The sequence below is a fragment of the Providencia rettgeri genome (assembly GCF_041075285.1).
GTDB lineage: Bacteria > Pseudomonadota > Gammaproteobacteria > Enterobacterales > Enterobacteriaceae > Providencia > Providencia rettgeri_G.
Genome location: NZ_CP163512.1, coordinates 1,859,167 through 1,874,499, shown reverse-complemented (window position 1 = coordinate 1,874,499; position 15,333 = coordinate 1,859,167). Strand labels below are relative to the sequence as shown.

14 protein-coding genes are annotated in these 15,333 nt (G+C 41.2%); 9 read left to right on the top strand and 5 right to left on the bottom strand.

Features of this window, described 5'->3' with window-relative positions; genetic code table 11:
* The first annotated feature begins 101 nt into the window (after positions 1-101).
* The 9 genes from arnB to AB6N04_RS08465 all read left to right on the top strand — a co-directional run bounded on the left by arnB (position 102) and on the right by AB6N04_RS08465 (position 9,181).
* Positions 102-1,247, top strand: a complete 1,146-nt coding sequence (gene arnB / locus AB6N04_RS08505; RefSeq protein WP_369311448.1) for a UDP-4-amino-4-deoxy-L-arabinose aminotransferase — start codon at positions 102-104, stop codon at positions 1,245-1,247.
* Positions 1,247-2,239, top strand: coding sequence for an undecaprenyl-phosphate 4-deoxy-4-formamido-L-arabinose transferase (arnC, locus tag AB6N04_RS08500; RefSeq protein ID WP_369311447.1), 993 nt, complete (start codon positions 1,247-1,249; stop codon positions 2,237-2,239). The genes arnB and arnC overlap by 1 nt, the downstream gene beginning before the upstream one ends.
* Entirely contained in the window at positions 2,239-4,224 is a 1,986-nt protein-coding gene (gene arnA, locus AB6N04_RS08495; RefSeq protein ID WP_369311446.1) for a bifunctional UDP-4-amino-4-deoxy-L-arabinose formyltransferase/UDP-glucuronic acid oxidase ArnA, read from the top strand. Before arnC ends, arnA begins: the two co-directional genes overlap by 1 nt.
* Complete coding sequence (gene arnD, locus AB6N04_RS08490; protein ID WP_369311445.1) at positions 4,224-5,117, top strand: 4-deoxy-4-formamido-L-arabinose-phosphoundecaprenol deformylase; 894 nt, start codon at positions 4,224-4,226, stop codon at positions 5,115-5,117. Before arnA ends, arnD begins: the two co-directional genes overlap by 1 nt.
* 7 nt (positions 5,118-5,124) lie before the next feature.
* The gene (arnT, locus tag AB6N04_RS08485) at positions 5,125-6,783 is read left to right on the top strand and encodes a lipid IV(A) 4-amino-4-deoxy-L-arabinosyltransferase (RefSeq protein WP_369311444.1); all 1,659 of its coding nucleotides are present in this window, start codon (positions 5,125-5,127) and stop codon (positions 6,781-6,783) included.
* Positions 6,780-7,127 (top strand): 4-amino-4-deoxy-L-arabinose-phosphoundecaprenol flippase subunit ArnE, encoded by a 348-nt coding sequence (gene arnE, locus AB6N04_RS08480; RefSeq protein WP_369311443.1) that lies wholly within the window; start codon positions 6,780-6,782, stop codon positions 7,125-7,127. The genes arnT and arnE overlap by 4 nt, the downstream gene beginning before the upstream one ends.
* Positions 7,124-7,525, top strand: coding sequence for a 4-amino-4-deoxy-L-arabinose-phosphoundecaprenol flippase subunit ArnF (gene arnF, locus AB6N04_RS08475; protein WP_369311442.1), 402 nt, complete (start codon positions 7,124-7,126; stop codon positions 7,523-7,525). The genes arnE and arnF overlap by 4 nt, the downstream gene beginning before the upstream one ends.
* Positions 7,526-7,612: 87 nt before the next feature.
* The gene (locus tag AB6N04_RS08470; protein WP_369311441.1) at positions 7,613-8,101 is read left to right on the top strand and encodes a C40 family peptidase; all 489 of its coding nucleotides are present in this window, start codon (positions 7,613-7,615) and stop codon (positions 8,099-8,101) included.
* A 63-nt stretch (positions 8,102-8,164) separates the two neighbouring features.
* A complete protein-coding gene (locus tag AB6N04_RS08465; RefSeq protein ID WP_369311440.1) occupies positions 8,165-9,181 on the top strand; it encodes a lipoate--protein ligase A in 1,017 nt (338 codons plus the stop codon).
* Positions 9,182-9,266: 85 nt separating this feature from the next.
* Here the strand turns inward: AB6N04_RS08465 and AB6N04_RS08460 are convergent, their stop codons facing one another.
* From AB6N04_RS08460 to AB6N04_RS08440, 5 genes are all read right to left on the bottom strand, one after another.
* Positions 9,267-9,638 (bottom strand): helix-turn-helix domain-containing protein, encoded by a 372-nt coding sequence (locus tag AB6N04_RS08460; protein ID WP_369311439.1) that lies wholly within the window; start codon positions 9,636-9,638, stop codon positions 9,267-9,269.
* Positions 9,639-10,427: 789 nt separating this feature from the next.
* The gene (locus AB6N04_RS08455; protein ID WP_369311438.1) at positions 10,428-11,477 is read right to left on the bottom strand and encodes a hemin-degrading factor; all 1,050 of its coding nucleotides are present in this window, start codon (positions 11,475-11,477) and stop codon (positions 10,428-10,430) included.
* A 103-nt stretch (positions 11,478-11,580) separates the two neighbouring features.
* Positions 11,581-13,731, bottom strand: a complete 2,151-nt coding sequence (locus AB6N04_RS08450) for a TonB-dependent receptor (protein WP_369311437.1) — start codon at positions 13,729-13,731, stop codon at positions 11,581-11,583.
* Between the two features lie 125 nt (positions 13,732-13,856).
* Complete coding sequence (locus AB6N04_RS08445; RefSeq protein WP_369311436.1) at positions 13,857-14,051, bottom strand: hypothetical protein; 195 nt, start codon at positions 14,049-14,051, stop codon at positions 13,857-13,859.
* A 232-nt stretch (positions 14,052-14,283) separates the two neighbouring features.
* On the bottom strand, positions 14,284-15,333 hold the full coding sequence (locus AB6N04_RS08440) for a 3-deoxy-7-phosphoheptulonate synthase (RefSeq protein WP_369311435.1): 1,050 nt from the start codon (positions 15,331-15,333) through the stop codon (positions 14,284-14,286).

The following is a 15,333-nucleotide window of genomic DNA, read 5'->3' as shown; positions in this document are numbered from 1 at the left end:
TTATGCGGGATAATGCAGCAATGTTTGTCGATGTTGAGCTTCGGTTAAAGTACAATTAACTAGAATATTCTATTCACAATGAAAACTAGGCTATAAACAATATGAGCAATTTCTTACCATTTTCAAAACCCGCTATCGGTGATGAAGAGGTCAAGGCAGTCGAAAAGGTTCTGCGTTCAGGCTGGATCACAACAGGTCCTCAGAACCATCAGTTAGAAGAAGATTTTTGCCAACGTTATGGCTGTAAACATGCAATTGCATTGTCCTCTGCAACTGCTGGCATGCACGTAGTTTTGATGGCATTAGGGATTGGTCCTGGGGATGAAGTGATCACGCCTTCACAAACATGGGTATCGACCATTAATATGATTGAGTTGCTAGGTGCAACCCCCGTCATGATTGATGTTGATCGCAATACACTTATGATCCAACCTGACGCCGTAGAACAGGCCTTAACAGAAAAAACAAAAGCGATTATTCCCGTTCATTATGCAGGTGCCCCTTGTGATTTAGACGCATTGCGTTCAATTGCAAAAAAAGCAGGCGTTGCATTAATTGAAGATGCCGCTCATGCAGTGGGGACACGCTATAAAAATGAGTGGATCGGCGAAAAAGGCACGTCTATTTTTTCATTTCATGCGATTAAAAATGTGACATGTGCAGAAGGTGGCTTGGTTGCAACGGACGATGACGAGCTTGCTCAACGTGTGCGTACACTTAAATTTCATGGTTTAGGGGTTGATGCATTTGATAGGCAAATGCAAGGGCGCAAACCACAAGCTGAAGTTGTTGAGCCAGGTTTTAAATATAACTTATCTGATATTCATGCAGCGATAGCCGTTGTGCAACTGTCCCGAGTGGAAACGTTGAACCAACGTCGCGCTGAATTAACCGCGCATTATCGCGAATTGCTGAAAAATTCCCCATTACAAATGCTCAGTGTCCCTGATTATCCGCATTTGCATGCTAACCACTTATTTATGGTACGTGTAGATAAAGATATTTGTGGTATTGACCGTGATACATTCATGGAAAAATTAAAAGCACGGGATATTGGGACGGGGCTACATTTCCGTGCAGCACATACGCAAAAATATTACCGTGAAAAATACCCTGAATTAACGCTGCCAGAATCAACATGGAATAGTGCGACTTTGTGTTCGTTGCCTTTATTCCCAGATATGACGTATGCAGATGTTGAACGGGTAGTTAACGCGGTAGAAGCAGTTCTTTTGGAGTCAAAATAGTGTCACACGCAGATGAATTTGATGAGATTAAAAAAGTCTCAGTGGTAATCCCTGTCTATAATGAAGAGCAGAGCTTACCGCAATTACTTGAACGCACTATTAAATCGTGCAAACAATTAACGCAAAGTTATGAACTTATTTTAGTGGATGACGGTAGTAGTGACCGTTCAGCCGCAATGCTAACACAAGCCGCAGAAAATCCTGACAATCATGTGATTGCGATCATCCTTAATCGCAATTATGGTCAACATTCTGCGATTATGGCTGGGTTTAACCAAGCGGATGGGGACTTAGTCATCACCTTGGATGCAGACTTACAAAACCCACCAGAAGAAATTCCTCGCTTAGTGCAAACAGCGATGCAAGGTTATGATGTTGTTGGGACTCGTCGTGCGAATCGACAAGACTCTTGGTTCCGTAAAACAGCGTCTAAGATGATCAACGCCATGATCACCAAAGCGACAGGTCGCTCAATGGGGGATTATGGCTGTATGTTACGCGCATATCGCCGTCATATTATTCAAGCGATGTTACAATGCCATGAGAGAAGTACATTTATACCGATTTTAGCGAATACATTTGCTCGTAGAACCATCGAAATTGATGTAGCGCATGCGGAACGTGAATTTGGTGATTCTAAGTACAGCTTTATGAAGCTGATTAACTTAATGTATGACTTACTGACTTGTTTAACGACAGCACCGTTGCGTTTACTCAGCGTTGTCGGGAGTGTGATTGCCGTAGGGGGGTTCTTACTTGCGGTGCTATTGATTGCATTACGCTTGATTCTTGGCGCAGAATGGGCCGCAGATGGCGTATTTACTCTATTCGCTGTGTTATTTATGTTTATCGGTGCACAATTTGTTGCTATGGGGCTACTGGGCGAATACATCGGTCGAATTTACAATGATGTACGTGCGAGACCTCGTTATTTTATTCAAAAAGTCGTCGGTGCAGATGTTAAATCCGACAAAAATCAGGAAGAAGACTAATGAAAGCTATTGTTTTTGCCTATCATGATATTGGCTGCGTAGGGCTAAAAGCGCTTAAAAAAGCGGGTTTTGATATTCAGGCGGTATTTACACACACTGATGACCCTAATGAAAACCATTTTTACTCTTCCGTAGCACGCGTTAGCGCTGACATGGAGCTTCCTGTTTTTGCGCCAGAAAACGTCAATCATCCTTTATGGATTGAACGTATTCGTGAAATGAAACCTGATGTGATTTTTTCTTTCTACTATCGCGATATGTTAAGTGAAGAATTACTGGCAATCGCACCGAAAGGCGCATTCAACTTGCATGGTTCATTATTACCGAAATACCGTGGTCGTGCGCCAATTAATTGGGCATTGTTAAATGGTGAAAGTGAAACCGGTGTAACCTTACATAAAATGGTTGCGAAAGCAGACGCTGGCGATATCGTGGCTCAAGAGAAAGTCGCAATCACAGAGACTGACACCGGCTTAACATTACATGCAAAAGTCCGTGATGCAGCAGAAGTGTTATTAGACAAAACATTGCCACTGATTGAAGCAGGTAGCTATAAAGCGGTTCCTCAAGACGAAAGCCAAGCAACTTACTTTGGTCGTCGTACGGCGGAAGATGGCCAAATTGATTGGAACCGTAGCGCAAAAGAAATTAACTGCCTGATCCGTGCAGTGACTGAACCATACCCAGGTGCATTTACTTATTTAGGTGCCCGTAAAATGGTGATTTGGCGCGCTCGCGTGTTAGACGATAACCAAGGCAAAACGGCGGGTACTGTTCTGTCTAATGATCCACTGCGTATTGCGTGTGGAGAAGGTGCAATTGAAGTCATTAGCGGTCAAAGCGAAACGGGCCTATACATGCAAGGTAACCGTCTTGCAAACGAAATGGGCATCGTCACCGATGTTCGCGTTGGCGCTAAACCAACAGCACAAGTTAAACGCCGTACTCGCGTATTAATTTTAGGTGTGAATGGGTTTATTGGTAACCATTTAACTGAACGTCTGCTAAAAGATGGCAACTATGATATCTATGGTATGGATATCGGTTCATCCGCTATTGAGCGTTTCATTGGTAACCCACGTTTCCACTTTATCGAAGGTGACGTCAGCATTCACACTGAGTGGATTGAGTACCACATCAAAAAATGTGATGTTATTTTACCTCTGGTGGCCATTGCGACACCAATTGAATATACCCGTAATCCGCTGCGTGTCTTTGAATTAGACTTCGAGGAAAACCTGAAGATAGTTCGTTACTGCGTGAAATACAACAAACGTATTATTTTCCCATCTACCTCAGAAGTTTACGGTATGTGTGACGATAAAGAGTTTGATGAAGATGAATCACGTTTAATCGTGGGACCAATCAACAAACAACGTTGGATTTACTCTGTATCTAAACAGTTACTTGACCGAGTTATTTGGGCATACGGTGCGAAAGAAGGTCTGAAATTTACCTTATTCCGTCCATTCAACTGGATGGGGCCACGTTTAGACAGCCTGAACTCAGCGCGTATCGGTAGTTCACGTGCGATTACTCAGCTGATTTTAAACTTAGTTGAAGGTTCGCCAATCAAATTGGTTGACGGTGGTGCACAAAAACGTTGCTTTACTGATATTAAAGACGGTATCGAAGCATTGTTCCGTATTATCGAAAACAAAGATGGCAAATGTGATGGACAAATCATCAATATCGGTAACCCAACAAATGAAGCCAGTATTCGTGAACTGGCGGAAATGTTACTAGAAAGTTTTGAAAATCACCCGCAGCGTAGCAAATTCCCACCATTTGCAGGCTTCCGTGAAATTGAAAGCAGCAGCTACTACGGCCAAGGCTATCAAGATGTTGAACATCGCAAACCAAGTGTTGAAAACGCGCGTCGTTTACTTGACTGGGTGCCGACTATCGACATGAAAGATACCATCGAAGAAACATTAGATTTCTTCTTACAAGGTGCTGTAGAAGAGTTAGGTAACAAAGACTAATGAAAAAAGTTGGCTTGAGAATTGATGTGGATACCTACCAAGGTACATTAAAAGGGGTTCCACAGTTACTCAAAGTGCTTAAAGAGCACAACATTCAGGCCAGCTTTTTCTTCAGTGTAGGACCCGATAATATGGGGCGCCATTTATGGCGCCTTTTGCGTCCTAAATTTCTGTGGAAAATGCTCAGGTCTAATGCGGCATCCCTCTATGGGTTAGATATTTTATTAGCCGGCACGGCATGGCCGGGCAAAAAAATTGCTAAAGATTTAGGCTACTTGATGAAACAAACTTTGGATGCAGGTCATGAAGTTGGCTTACATGCATGGGATCATCAGGGGTGGCAAGCCAAGGTGGCTAAATGGAGTGAAACGCAGCTAGCTGAACAGGTGAAGTTAGGTGTGGATGCGCTTGAATGTGCAATTGGGCAGCGCGTTAAATGCTCTGCGGTTGCGGGATGGCGAGGTGATGAGCGCGTTTTAGAAGTTAAACAAACGTTTAATTTTGACTATAACAGTGACTGCCGTGGAAAGTACCCTTTTAGGCCTATCTTGCGTGATGGTTCGTTAGGAACAGTGCAAATTCCGGTGACATTACCCACTTATGACGAAGTCGTTGGTACAATTGTCAGTGATGAAGCGTTTAATGATTATATTCTTCAGGCCATTAAGGATGATAGCGGCGTTCCAGTCTATACTATTCACACCGAAGTGGAAGGAATGTCCAAGTCAGCACAATTTTCACAATTATTGGAACGAATTTCACAAGAAGAAATCCAATTCTGTACATTAAGCGAATTGCTACCTGACGATCTGAATTCATTACCAAAAGGGCGAGTGGTTAGAGCACCATTCCCAGGGCGTGAAGGTTGGCTAGGTTGCCAAGAAGAGGAATAAACACGCTATGTTAAATAATCGAGCGAGCAAAGTTGGAGCCTCTCTGCTGGCTCTTTTTTTTATCCTAACCTATTTGTTGCCGTTGAATAGCCGTTTACTTTGGCAACCGGATGAAACTCGCTATGCGGAAATTAGTCGGGAAATGCTCCAACGTGGGGATTGGATTGTCCCTTATATGTTAGATGTGCGTTATTTTGAAAAACCTGTTGCAGGGTATTGGATAAATAACATTAGCCAAATGATTTTTGGCGAAACCAATTTCGCGGTTCGGTTTGGCTCTGTTTTTTGTATTCTTCTTAGTGCATTACTTGTCTATCGCATGGCAAAAATGATGTGGCGTAATAACCACGTTGCCTATGTCGCCAGTTTAATTTATATCTCAATGTTCCTCGTGTTTTCAATCGGAACATACAGTGTACTTGATCCAATGTTATCATTGTGGATAGCCGCGAGTATGTTTTGTTGCCTATGGGCAATGAAGGCAAGGGAGATTAAGACCAAGCTTGCGGCATGGGCTTGCTTAGGATTAGCCTGTGGCATGGCATTTATGACCAAAGGCTTTTTAGCCCTCGCTATTCCTGTTATTGTCATGTTACCCGTCACCATTTATCAAAAACGTTTTCTTGAGCTAATTAAATATGGTCCACTTGCCATTATTTTTGCCGTTATCATTAGCTTACCCTGGGCTTTAGCAATCGCTAAACAAGAGCCTGACTACTGGAATTACTTCTTCTGGGTGGAGCATATTAAGCGTTTTACTGCTGATGATGCACAGCACGTTGCGCCGTTTTGGTATTATATTCCAATCATTTTACTGGGGGCGCTTCCATGGGCTGGACTCGTCCCTGGATCATTAATAAAAGGTTGGAAAGAGCGTAAGTCAAGCCCTGATATGTTCTTCTTACTCTGTTGGTTTGTTGTCCCTGTGCTATTTTTCAGCATTTCGCGTGGTAAATTACCCACTTACATGCTGCCATTTATGGCACCATTGGCGTTATTGATGGCGAAGTATGGTGTCGATTGTGTGAGAAATGGCACTATGCGAGCACTGAAAATTAACGGTATTATTAATGTTGTATTGGGGATAGCTGCGGTTATTGCCGTGATTGTTGTGAGCACGATGATCAAAAAGCCGTTATATGAGCCAGATGAATGGTCAAAAATGGTATTAGGCGTGGTTGCATTCTCTATTTGGGCGATAATCGGTTATTTGTGTACGGTGCTAAATGCCAAATATTGGTTGTGGGCGGCCTCATGCTCGCTCGCTATCAGTCTATGCATTGGTAGTGCTTTGCCAAATAACACGATTGATTCTAAATTGCCGCAAAACTTTATTCATCAAAACCATGACTTATTAATGAATAGCCGGTATCTAATGGCCAGCAATGTTGGTGTCGCGGCGGGGCTAGCGTGGGAAACACAAAATGCCAATATCTATTTGTACAATAGCAGTGGTGAGCTCAGTTACGGTTTAGACTATCCAGATAGCCAGCATCGCTTAGTTAAACCTGCGGAATTTGCACAATGGTTAGCAAATGCGCGTAAAGAAGGGCAAGTCACCGTGGTCTTTTTGTTGGGGCGTAATGAAGATCTTCCCGATATTCCCAAACCCGATGAAGTGATCAAAAATTCACGTATGGCGATTGTGGTTTACCATCAACAATGATTGCACAACTATTACTGCTATTACTTGTCAGTGTGCTGACCTGTATAGGGCAAGTTGCCCAAAAACAAGCGGTCGTCAACTGGCAAAGGGGAAAAGCAAATAAAGCGGCATCAGCCTTTAAGTGGCTGGTGCTTGCTGTGTTAATGTTAGGGCTGGGCATGTTGTTTTGGTTAAAACTGCTTGAGGTCATGCCCCTTAGTATTGCATACCCAATGTTAAGCATTAACTTTGTGTTAATTACCCTGATTGGTCAGTTCGTATACAAAGAGAAAACAGGGTTAAACCACTGGCTCGGTGTTGTTGCCATTATGATTGGGATATTACTCATGAGTATTAGTGTATGAATAAAGGCTATTTATGGGTGATTGGCAGCGCCTTATTGGTGACAGTCGCTCAGCTCAGTTTAAAGATGGGCGTTGTTGAGCTCCCCTCTTTTTCTTTGGGATGGCACTGGTTGCAAGTTGATTGGTTGTTAGCAAATATCACCAGTTTAAGCATTATCTTCTTAGGGTTAGTGTGTTATGCCTTATCGATGCTATGTTGGCTTTTCGCATTAAAATATATTGCATTAAATAAAGCATACCCATTAATTAGCCTGAGCTATGTATTTGTTTATATCTTAGCCGTTGTCTTGCCTTGGTTTAATGAGCCAGCCTCATGGTTGAAAGTGAGTGGAATTGCTTTTATCTTGCTCGGGGTTTGGTTGATCAGCCGCCCAGTTAAATCGCAAGGCACGCATTAATCGCATAATGAGATGAATTGTTTTTTATTCGCTTCAGGTTATGCTATAAGTTAAATATAGCAAAAAGATAGGTGAATAGGGTGCTTTATGGGGATTAAAATACAACACTTACCGCTATTATTGTGCTTGGTTTTAATTGGTTGTTCGTCAACTTCCGTTAAGCGCACAGCACCGCCGCCGCTAAAAACTCAGTTATCAGACCCTATCATGACGATAGCTCAGTTAAAAGACCAGCTAGAACAATGGTATGGCACACCTTATCACTATGGTGGAATGAGCCAAAGTGGGGTGGATTGCTCAGGTTTTGTTTATCGTACTTTTCATGATCGCTTTGCCATTCAATTACCTCGAACCACAGTAGACCAAACACAACTCGGTACGCGTATTGATAAAACGGATCTGATGCCGGGAGACTTAGTCTTTTTTAAAACTGGCTCAGGTGAAAATGGATTACATGTTGGTATTTATGATACGGATAATACCTTTATCCACGCCTCAACCAGTAAAGGGGTGATCCGTTCATCCATGGATAATGTGTATTGGCGAAAAGTGTTTTGGCAAGCAAGGCGCATTTAAAATCGCTATTTTCTTCAGTGATTATGCTATCTTAGGGGCAAGTTTTGTTTTTAGGATAGCTTCATGTCGACATTACGTTTACTCATCTCAGAATCTTTTGATCCTTGGTTTAACCTGGCAGTTGAAGAAACTATTTTTAGGCAAATGTCTGCCGAGCAGCGTGTGATGTTTTTATGGCGTAATGCTGATACGGTGGTGATTGGTCGTGCACAAAACCCGTGGAAAGAATGTAACACTCGCCGAATGGAAGAGGACAATGTTCGTTTAGCTCGCCGTAGCAGTGGGGGTGGGGCGGTGTTTCATGATTTAGGAAATACCTGTTTTACCTTTATGGCAGGTAAGCCGGAGTATGATAAAACAGTTTCTACGCAAATTATTGTCGATGGTCTAGCGAACGTTGGGATCACCGCTGAAGTTTCAGGGCGGAATGATTTAGTGCTTAACACAGAAAATGGTCCGCGCAAAATTTCTGGATCAGCCTATCGTGAAACCAAAGATCGCGGGTTTCATCATGGTACGCTATTGATTAATGCCGATTTAAGCCGACTGGCTAATTACCTTAATCCAGATCCTAAAAAATTACAGGCAAAGGGCATTACATCGGTACGTTCTCGCGTAGCTAATCTTTCGGAGCTTGTTCCTAACATTACTCATGAAATTGTTTGTGAAGGTGTGATCAAAAGCTTTTTTAACCATTTTGGTGAAACGGTTGAAGCGGAATACATCTCCCCTGAAAAATTACCTGATCTACCTAATTTTACAGAAACATTTGCTAAGCAAAGTAGTTGGGAATGGAACTTTGGCCAAGCACCTGCATTTTCCCATTATTTAGATACTCGTTTCCCTTGGGGAGGGGTTGAGTTTCACTTTGACATTGAAAAAGGGGTTATTAACCGTTGCCAATTTTTCACTGATAGCCTAGAGCCAACACCTCTTGAGTGGTTAAGGGAGCAACTGTTGGGGAAGGTTTATCAAACTGAAACGATTAAAATATTATGTCGCGAGATGAAGCAACTGTGGCCTCTTCTACAAGATCAACTCAGCGATTTAGAGAATTGGTTAGTACATGAATTGAGTTAAAAAATGAGCCGACATTGTCGGCTCAGACATAGACCTCAAAAGTACTAAAAACTAATAAGGAGGAATGATTTTGTAATAAAACTAATTAGTTATGGCTATTGCATGCCATAAAACTTTTGCATTCTGGCAGCTCACCGGTTTGGCGGAATTTTGCTGGTGTGGTATCAAAATGTTTTTTAAAGATACGTGTAAATGTCGCTTGTGAACTAAATCCATATTGCAAAGCAATATCAAGAATAGGTAAGTTGCCTTCACGTAATGATTTCGCAGCTTCTAATAAACGACGTTTACGGACGTATTCGCCAAGCGTGCATCCCTTCATTTCTTTGAAAACACGCTGTAAATGCCATTTAGAATAACCGCTTTTATCGGCTATCGTGTCGATTTTAATGCCTTCATTGCGTTGCAACTGGCTTTCTAACCATTTCACGATATCGTTGACTACACTTTCTGACATATTTACCTCCTACTCAAGTAGGCTATTGTTCATTAATAACTAATAATAACTCACGAAATTAGAGTCTATTCTTCCTTTTTTTCCGATATATCGATAGGCTAAAAGTGCTTTTTTTTAATGGAAATAGCTATCGGTACGATAGCTATTGAAAAAATCAATATTTTAAACATACATTGATGTATGTTTAAAATTCTTTAAATACAAAATGTTATGTTTTTTTATTGTATGATTTATGCAATAAAAATCAACTTAAAATCGGTTATTCAAAATTTTTGTTTAAGGTATTCGATTTTATTAACCAAGTAAATAATTGAAAAATTATGCTGTCTATTTTATAGCACAATAGACAGGAAATTCCGAGTTAACTATAATAGTGAAAATAACTGGGAATGGAGTGTAATTAAGATTAAATATTATATTTTTTAACAATTTTGAAATAATTAACGTTAACTTGGTCGATATGTGATAATGCTGAGTTTCAAGCGTGAACTTTCATTATCTGTATTTGACATAAAAAAATTAAACCCTTGCGGTATGACAGTAATAAGTCATAGGGAAGATGACTGAGTCGCGATAATATTTTAGGTTGTTTTTTGGACTTGCAGTGTCGGCTACCAGCAGCTTAGGGGTTAGATACCTTTAATTTTGCGTTATGATAGTATCACCGAAATTAAGCAAACAATAATTTCGGTGATATCGCAGTGACTAGATAGTGATGCCCTCTTTTGATGTGTAATAGCGCAAATACAAAATGCTAGAGGCCAATACTGTATACAGCGGCGTCCCTAATTAAATGCGAGGTAACGAAAGTATTTGTTGATTCCACTGCGTTTGTTCAGGGAGCCCTTCAGTACGCCGCCCATACACTTGTATGATTTGGTTACCTTGGTTATCAAAGACTTCTAAACTCGTTACGAATCCGTCTTGTGTCGGTTTTCTTGTTACCCAACATTCTGAAATGCCATTTTCGACAATATGCAAATTAAAATTAGTGCTAGAGACATTAAGCCAGTCTATCTCGCTACTTTCCATTTTAAGTGGTGAGAGCGTATTGATTACACCAGTAAAAATTTGTACGCACCCTCGATTGCCAACAAAAAGCATAATTTCATTTTGTGCTTGGTGTGCAAGGGAGAGTATTTGTGAAAGTGAATCAGTGGAAACTTGCCAAGCAAGCTCATTACTGACTATGCGAAAAGCTTGTTGGCGACTTAAATTGTGTGCTTTTAATAAGGTGAAGAATTGATGCACATCTGACATATCACGCCACTGTTGCTCAATTTGTTGCTTAATATCGTCACTAATTTCGCGAGTTGAAAAGGTAGCAATCGCGTCTAATTGTAACGGGGGATTGTCTGTGGACGTATAGTGGTCAACAATATCTTGCCATGCTTTCATATCAGTATGCTCACAAGCATAAACTTTATGTATAGCGTCGCCATGCTTATCAAAAAACTGAATGCTTCGTTGAATTTGACTTCCAACTTGCTCTGCAAGGGCAAACATCGAATCCCATTGGGCAAAAAACATTCTTAAATCTAATTGTCCAGGATTTAAGAATAGACCAGCATGATCACTAAATCGTGGATTATCATATCGACCTGTTTGTATATTTACGACGTAATTATTACGAGTAATGGCTTTTGCCTGACCAATGGTTGAGAGGGCATGCAGTAATTCAGCTAAATGACCGGAAAGCCGTTTTGTCCCATCATGATCCACACGGCAATATAAAAGTTCAGCCTCTGTTGTATTCAGTTGCACGGCTAAGTCGCGAGCGTGCATATCAGGGAATTGCTGTTTTAATTGCAGGTAGTCTTTAAAACATATTGAATTCATGTTCATCTCCTTGATTGTCTATTTTATAATCATGATGTTAGCTGGCCTATCTACCATTGTAAGATGAGCAGATAGGCCCAAAATCACTGGTTTAACTCCCTCTCTACCATTGATAACTCACACTCAAATAAATATTACGACCTTCTTGAGGAACGCCCATTGAAGAAACGTACTGCCTATCAAATGCATTTTTGAGTGCTAAAGTACTGCTTAACCCTTTAATAAATTGATCTGCTTGGTAGCTAACATAAAAATCATGAAGGCTATAGCCTGAATACTGAATGACTTCTCGGCGGTAGCGGTTTAATTTTTCTACCGATTTATGATCTGATAACAAGTAAGTATCATCCCCATCAAATTGGGTTCGCGATGCGAATTCACCCACCCAGCCGAGATGGAACCCTGTATTTGTTATTGGCGCATTAAAGCGAGTAACTAACGTATTAGGACGAAGTGAAGAAAGAGAATGATGTGCTTCATCCTCCTTTCCAACAGTAAAGTTATGGTTAATGTTTAGATCAAACCAATGTGTTTTATAATGAATAAAGCTATCAATACCTTTGATTGTGGCGGAAGGAACATTGATGTAATAAACCTTTTCGGGTAACCAAAAATATCTTAAATCCCGACCGATTTTCTTCTTATATTTAGCATGAACAGCGATATGGTTTTTAGCTTTGGTATGAAACAACGTTGTACCAAACTGAAGCGAATCCCCTGCAAAGGCCAATTCATCAAAACTAAATTTCATACCGGCTTCAACCGTTTTATTACTTTCTGGTTTTAAATCAGGGGAAGGCATAAAGTCTGATGTATAACCAACACCCGGAACACGGAAGTGAAGGGAATTGTTATAAAGTTCTGCCATACGAGGTGTGCGGTAGCCTTCGGAGTAGGACGAAAATAGACTCAGCCAGTGTGATGGTGTTGCACTGACAGCGAACCGTGACGACCAATTTGTATGGCTACTTTCGGCAATTTCTTTGCGTGAGGTTTTATAATAAGTGAAACGAGTTCCGGCTGATAATGTAATAGGGAGATGCTGTAATGTTAGGTCGTTATTTAACCAGCCAGAACCATTTGATAACTTAGCTTTAGGGTAACTAATTGAATATTCATTCGGCTTTTGTTCTTGTTGGTAATATTCAAACCCACTTTGAATGGTGTTATTAGCCCAATTATGTATAGGTAGCACTAAATCATTAGTGAACTTGGTTCCATAGGTGTATTGCTTTCTATCCTCTTCGCTGTACGCGTTTGGGCTCTTCTTAATTTTAACCAAATCTAATTGGTTAAGTGCGATACTTGTGTAGTATACATCCCAGTTTGCTTGCCAATTAAGCGCATTAGTGGGGGAAAAATGCTGGTGAATAACGAGATCGCGTTGTCGTGTGCTTCGCTCATGAGGCGTGTTTGGAAACTGCGTTTGAGCAAAAGATTCACTAGGTTGTTTCTGCGTTAGGCTGTTGTTATGGTACTCTCTAAGTTGTATCGCTGCCTGATATGAAGGCTGAGCAAACCAAGTGGTTTTTAGCATCCAGTTATGAATTTGTTCATTCGTATCGAGACCTTGCTCTTTGTATGGGTTATCAAGTTGAATTTTTCGTTGCTGGTAACTTAGCAGGGTATCGAAGGTATCAATACGGCTGAATAATGTGGCGCCTGCGTGGTAACTATGGTCATTTTTATTTATACCCGATATGACACGACCACCAAAGCGCTGCCCTGGTTTTAAAAAATCTGATGCATTGAGGGTTTTTATGGATACGACACCCGCTAATGCGCCATTACCATGATGGAGTGATCCGCCACCTTTATGTACAGTGATTTTTTTGGTCAGTGTAGGATCGATAAATGTGGCATCAAATAAACCCGAATAGAAATCTTGAGTGACATTATCAACAGTAATTTTCACCCCTCGCTGATCATAGCCCCGCATTTGAATGCTTTGACCATATGTACTCCCCGCGCCAGTGACGAGTATTCCAGCTTGACCTTTGAGTAAATCTAACGGGGAAGCCGCAGATTGTAATTCGGGGGCTTGGCTATCAATAACCTCAACTTGCTGGGCTACTGGAATATTTTCATGACCAAATGGTGATTGAGACACATGCATAATGTCTTTAGTTTCATTTTGAGCGAGAGCCGTATGGCTGGTACTCGAGATAGCCAAAGTGGTCGCGAGGAGTGAAAAAGGCAGTTTATGGTGAGAGTGAGTATTGCGCGTTGATGCAGGTATCAGTGTAAATGGCATAGGAAATCCTTTCCTTATGTTTAGTGAAAGCTGGCTGCCTTGATTTTGCATCTGGGTGGCGTGCTACAAATTTACGGTAAATATGTTTATTTCGTTAGGAGCAGTTTACCGGCGCGGGTGTCTTTTCATGGGTAAAATCCACCACGCTGTAAAATAGAAACCCTGCCGTCTATATTGAGTAATTTATGGCTATTCACAGTAGGTGTTTTAAAGAGCGCTAGGGCGGGCTTTGCCTCGAGTGCTACGGAAAGTGACGGAGCCCCTGTGGTGAAGAAAACGCTTTTTGATCCCATGCTGTTTTTGACTGTTAATGAGCCCATAATATTTCTCTCATGTGTCGTCTAACGAATAGTTTGTTTGAGTGAGAATTATTATCGTTAAGCAGGTGGTGGTCAAGGCTTTTTTAGAATAAACGGGATGATAATTTAAAATTGGCAGTTATTAATATCGCTAGTGATATGAATTTAATTTATTTATTTCTAGGGGTGATGATTTGTGGTTGCCTTGGTCGGAAAACAACCAAGGCGAAGAAGATATTAAATATAGGTTAGGCTATTTAAAACGATAATCTACAGCTTGTGAGAGAATTTCAATCAATTGTTTTGTGTCATCCCAGCCAAGACAAGGATCTGTAATTGATTGGCCATATACTAATGGCTGCTCAGTACTGACTTTTTGTGCACCTTCTATTAAAAAGCTTTCGGCCATCACGCCGCTAATTGCGGTCGAACCATCTTTGATTTGTTCTGCTATATCCCTAGCCACCTCAAGTTGGCGACGATGGATTTTTTGGCAGTTACCATGGCTAAAATCAACCACTAAATGCTCAGGTAATTCAAATTTACGCAGTTTGTCACATGCAGCTGCAATATCCCCCGCACTGTAGTTTGGTTGTTTACCTCCGCGCATAATGATATGACCGTGCGGATTACCACTTGTTTGATAGATAGTCATTTGACCATTTTTATCCGGAGATAAAAACATATGTTGTGCTTTTGCCGCTCTGATAGCGTCAATAGCAATGTTAATATTGCCATCAGTACCGTTTTTAAAACCAACAGGGCAAGACAGTGCTGACGCCATTTCACGGTGGATTTGGCTTTCGGTTGTACGCGCACCAATCGCCCCCCAACTGATTAAATCTGCAATATATTGTCCCGTCACCATATCGAGAAATTCGGTCGCTGTTGCTAACCCTAATTGATTAACTTCAATCAATAATTTACGAGCAAGGCGAATACCGATATTGACTTGGCACGAATTGTCTAAATTCGGGTCAGAGATCAAGCCTTTCCAGCCAACAACTGTGCGCGGTTTTTCAAAATAGGTGCGCATAACAATTTCTAAACGATCTTGATGGCGTTCTCTTAATTCATTGAGTTTTTTGGCATACTCAATGGCTGCATCAATATCATGAATAGAGCAAGGACCTATTATGACCAGTAAACGTGGATCTTGACCTGATAAAATCTGCTCAATACGCTTTCGTGACGCTGTCACGTTTTGGGCAACTTCTGCGGAAATAGGATATTCATCAGCGAGAGCTTGTGGGGTGATTAAACTGTCCACTCTCACAGTACGTAACTCATCAGTTTTGTGCAT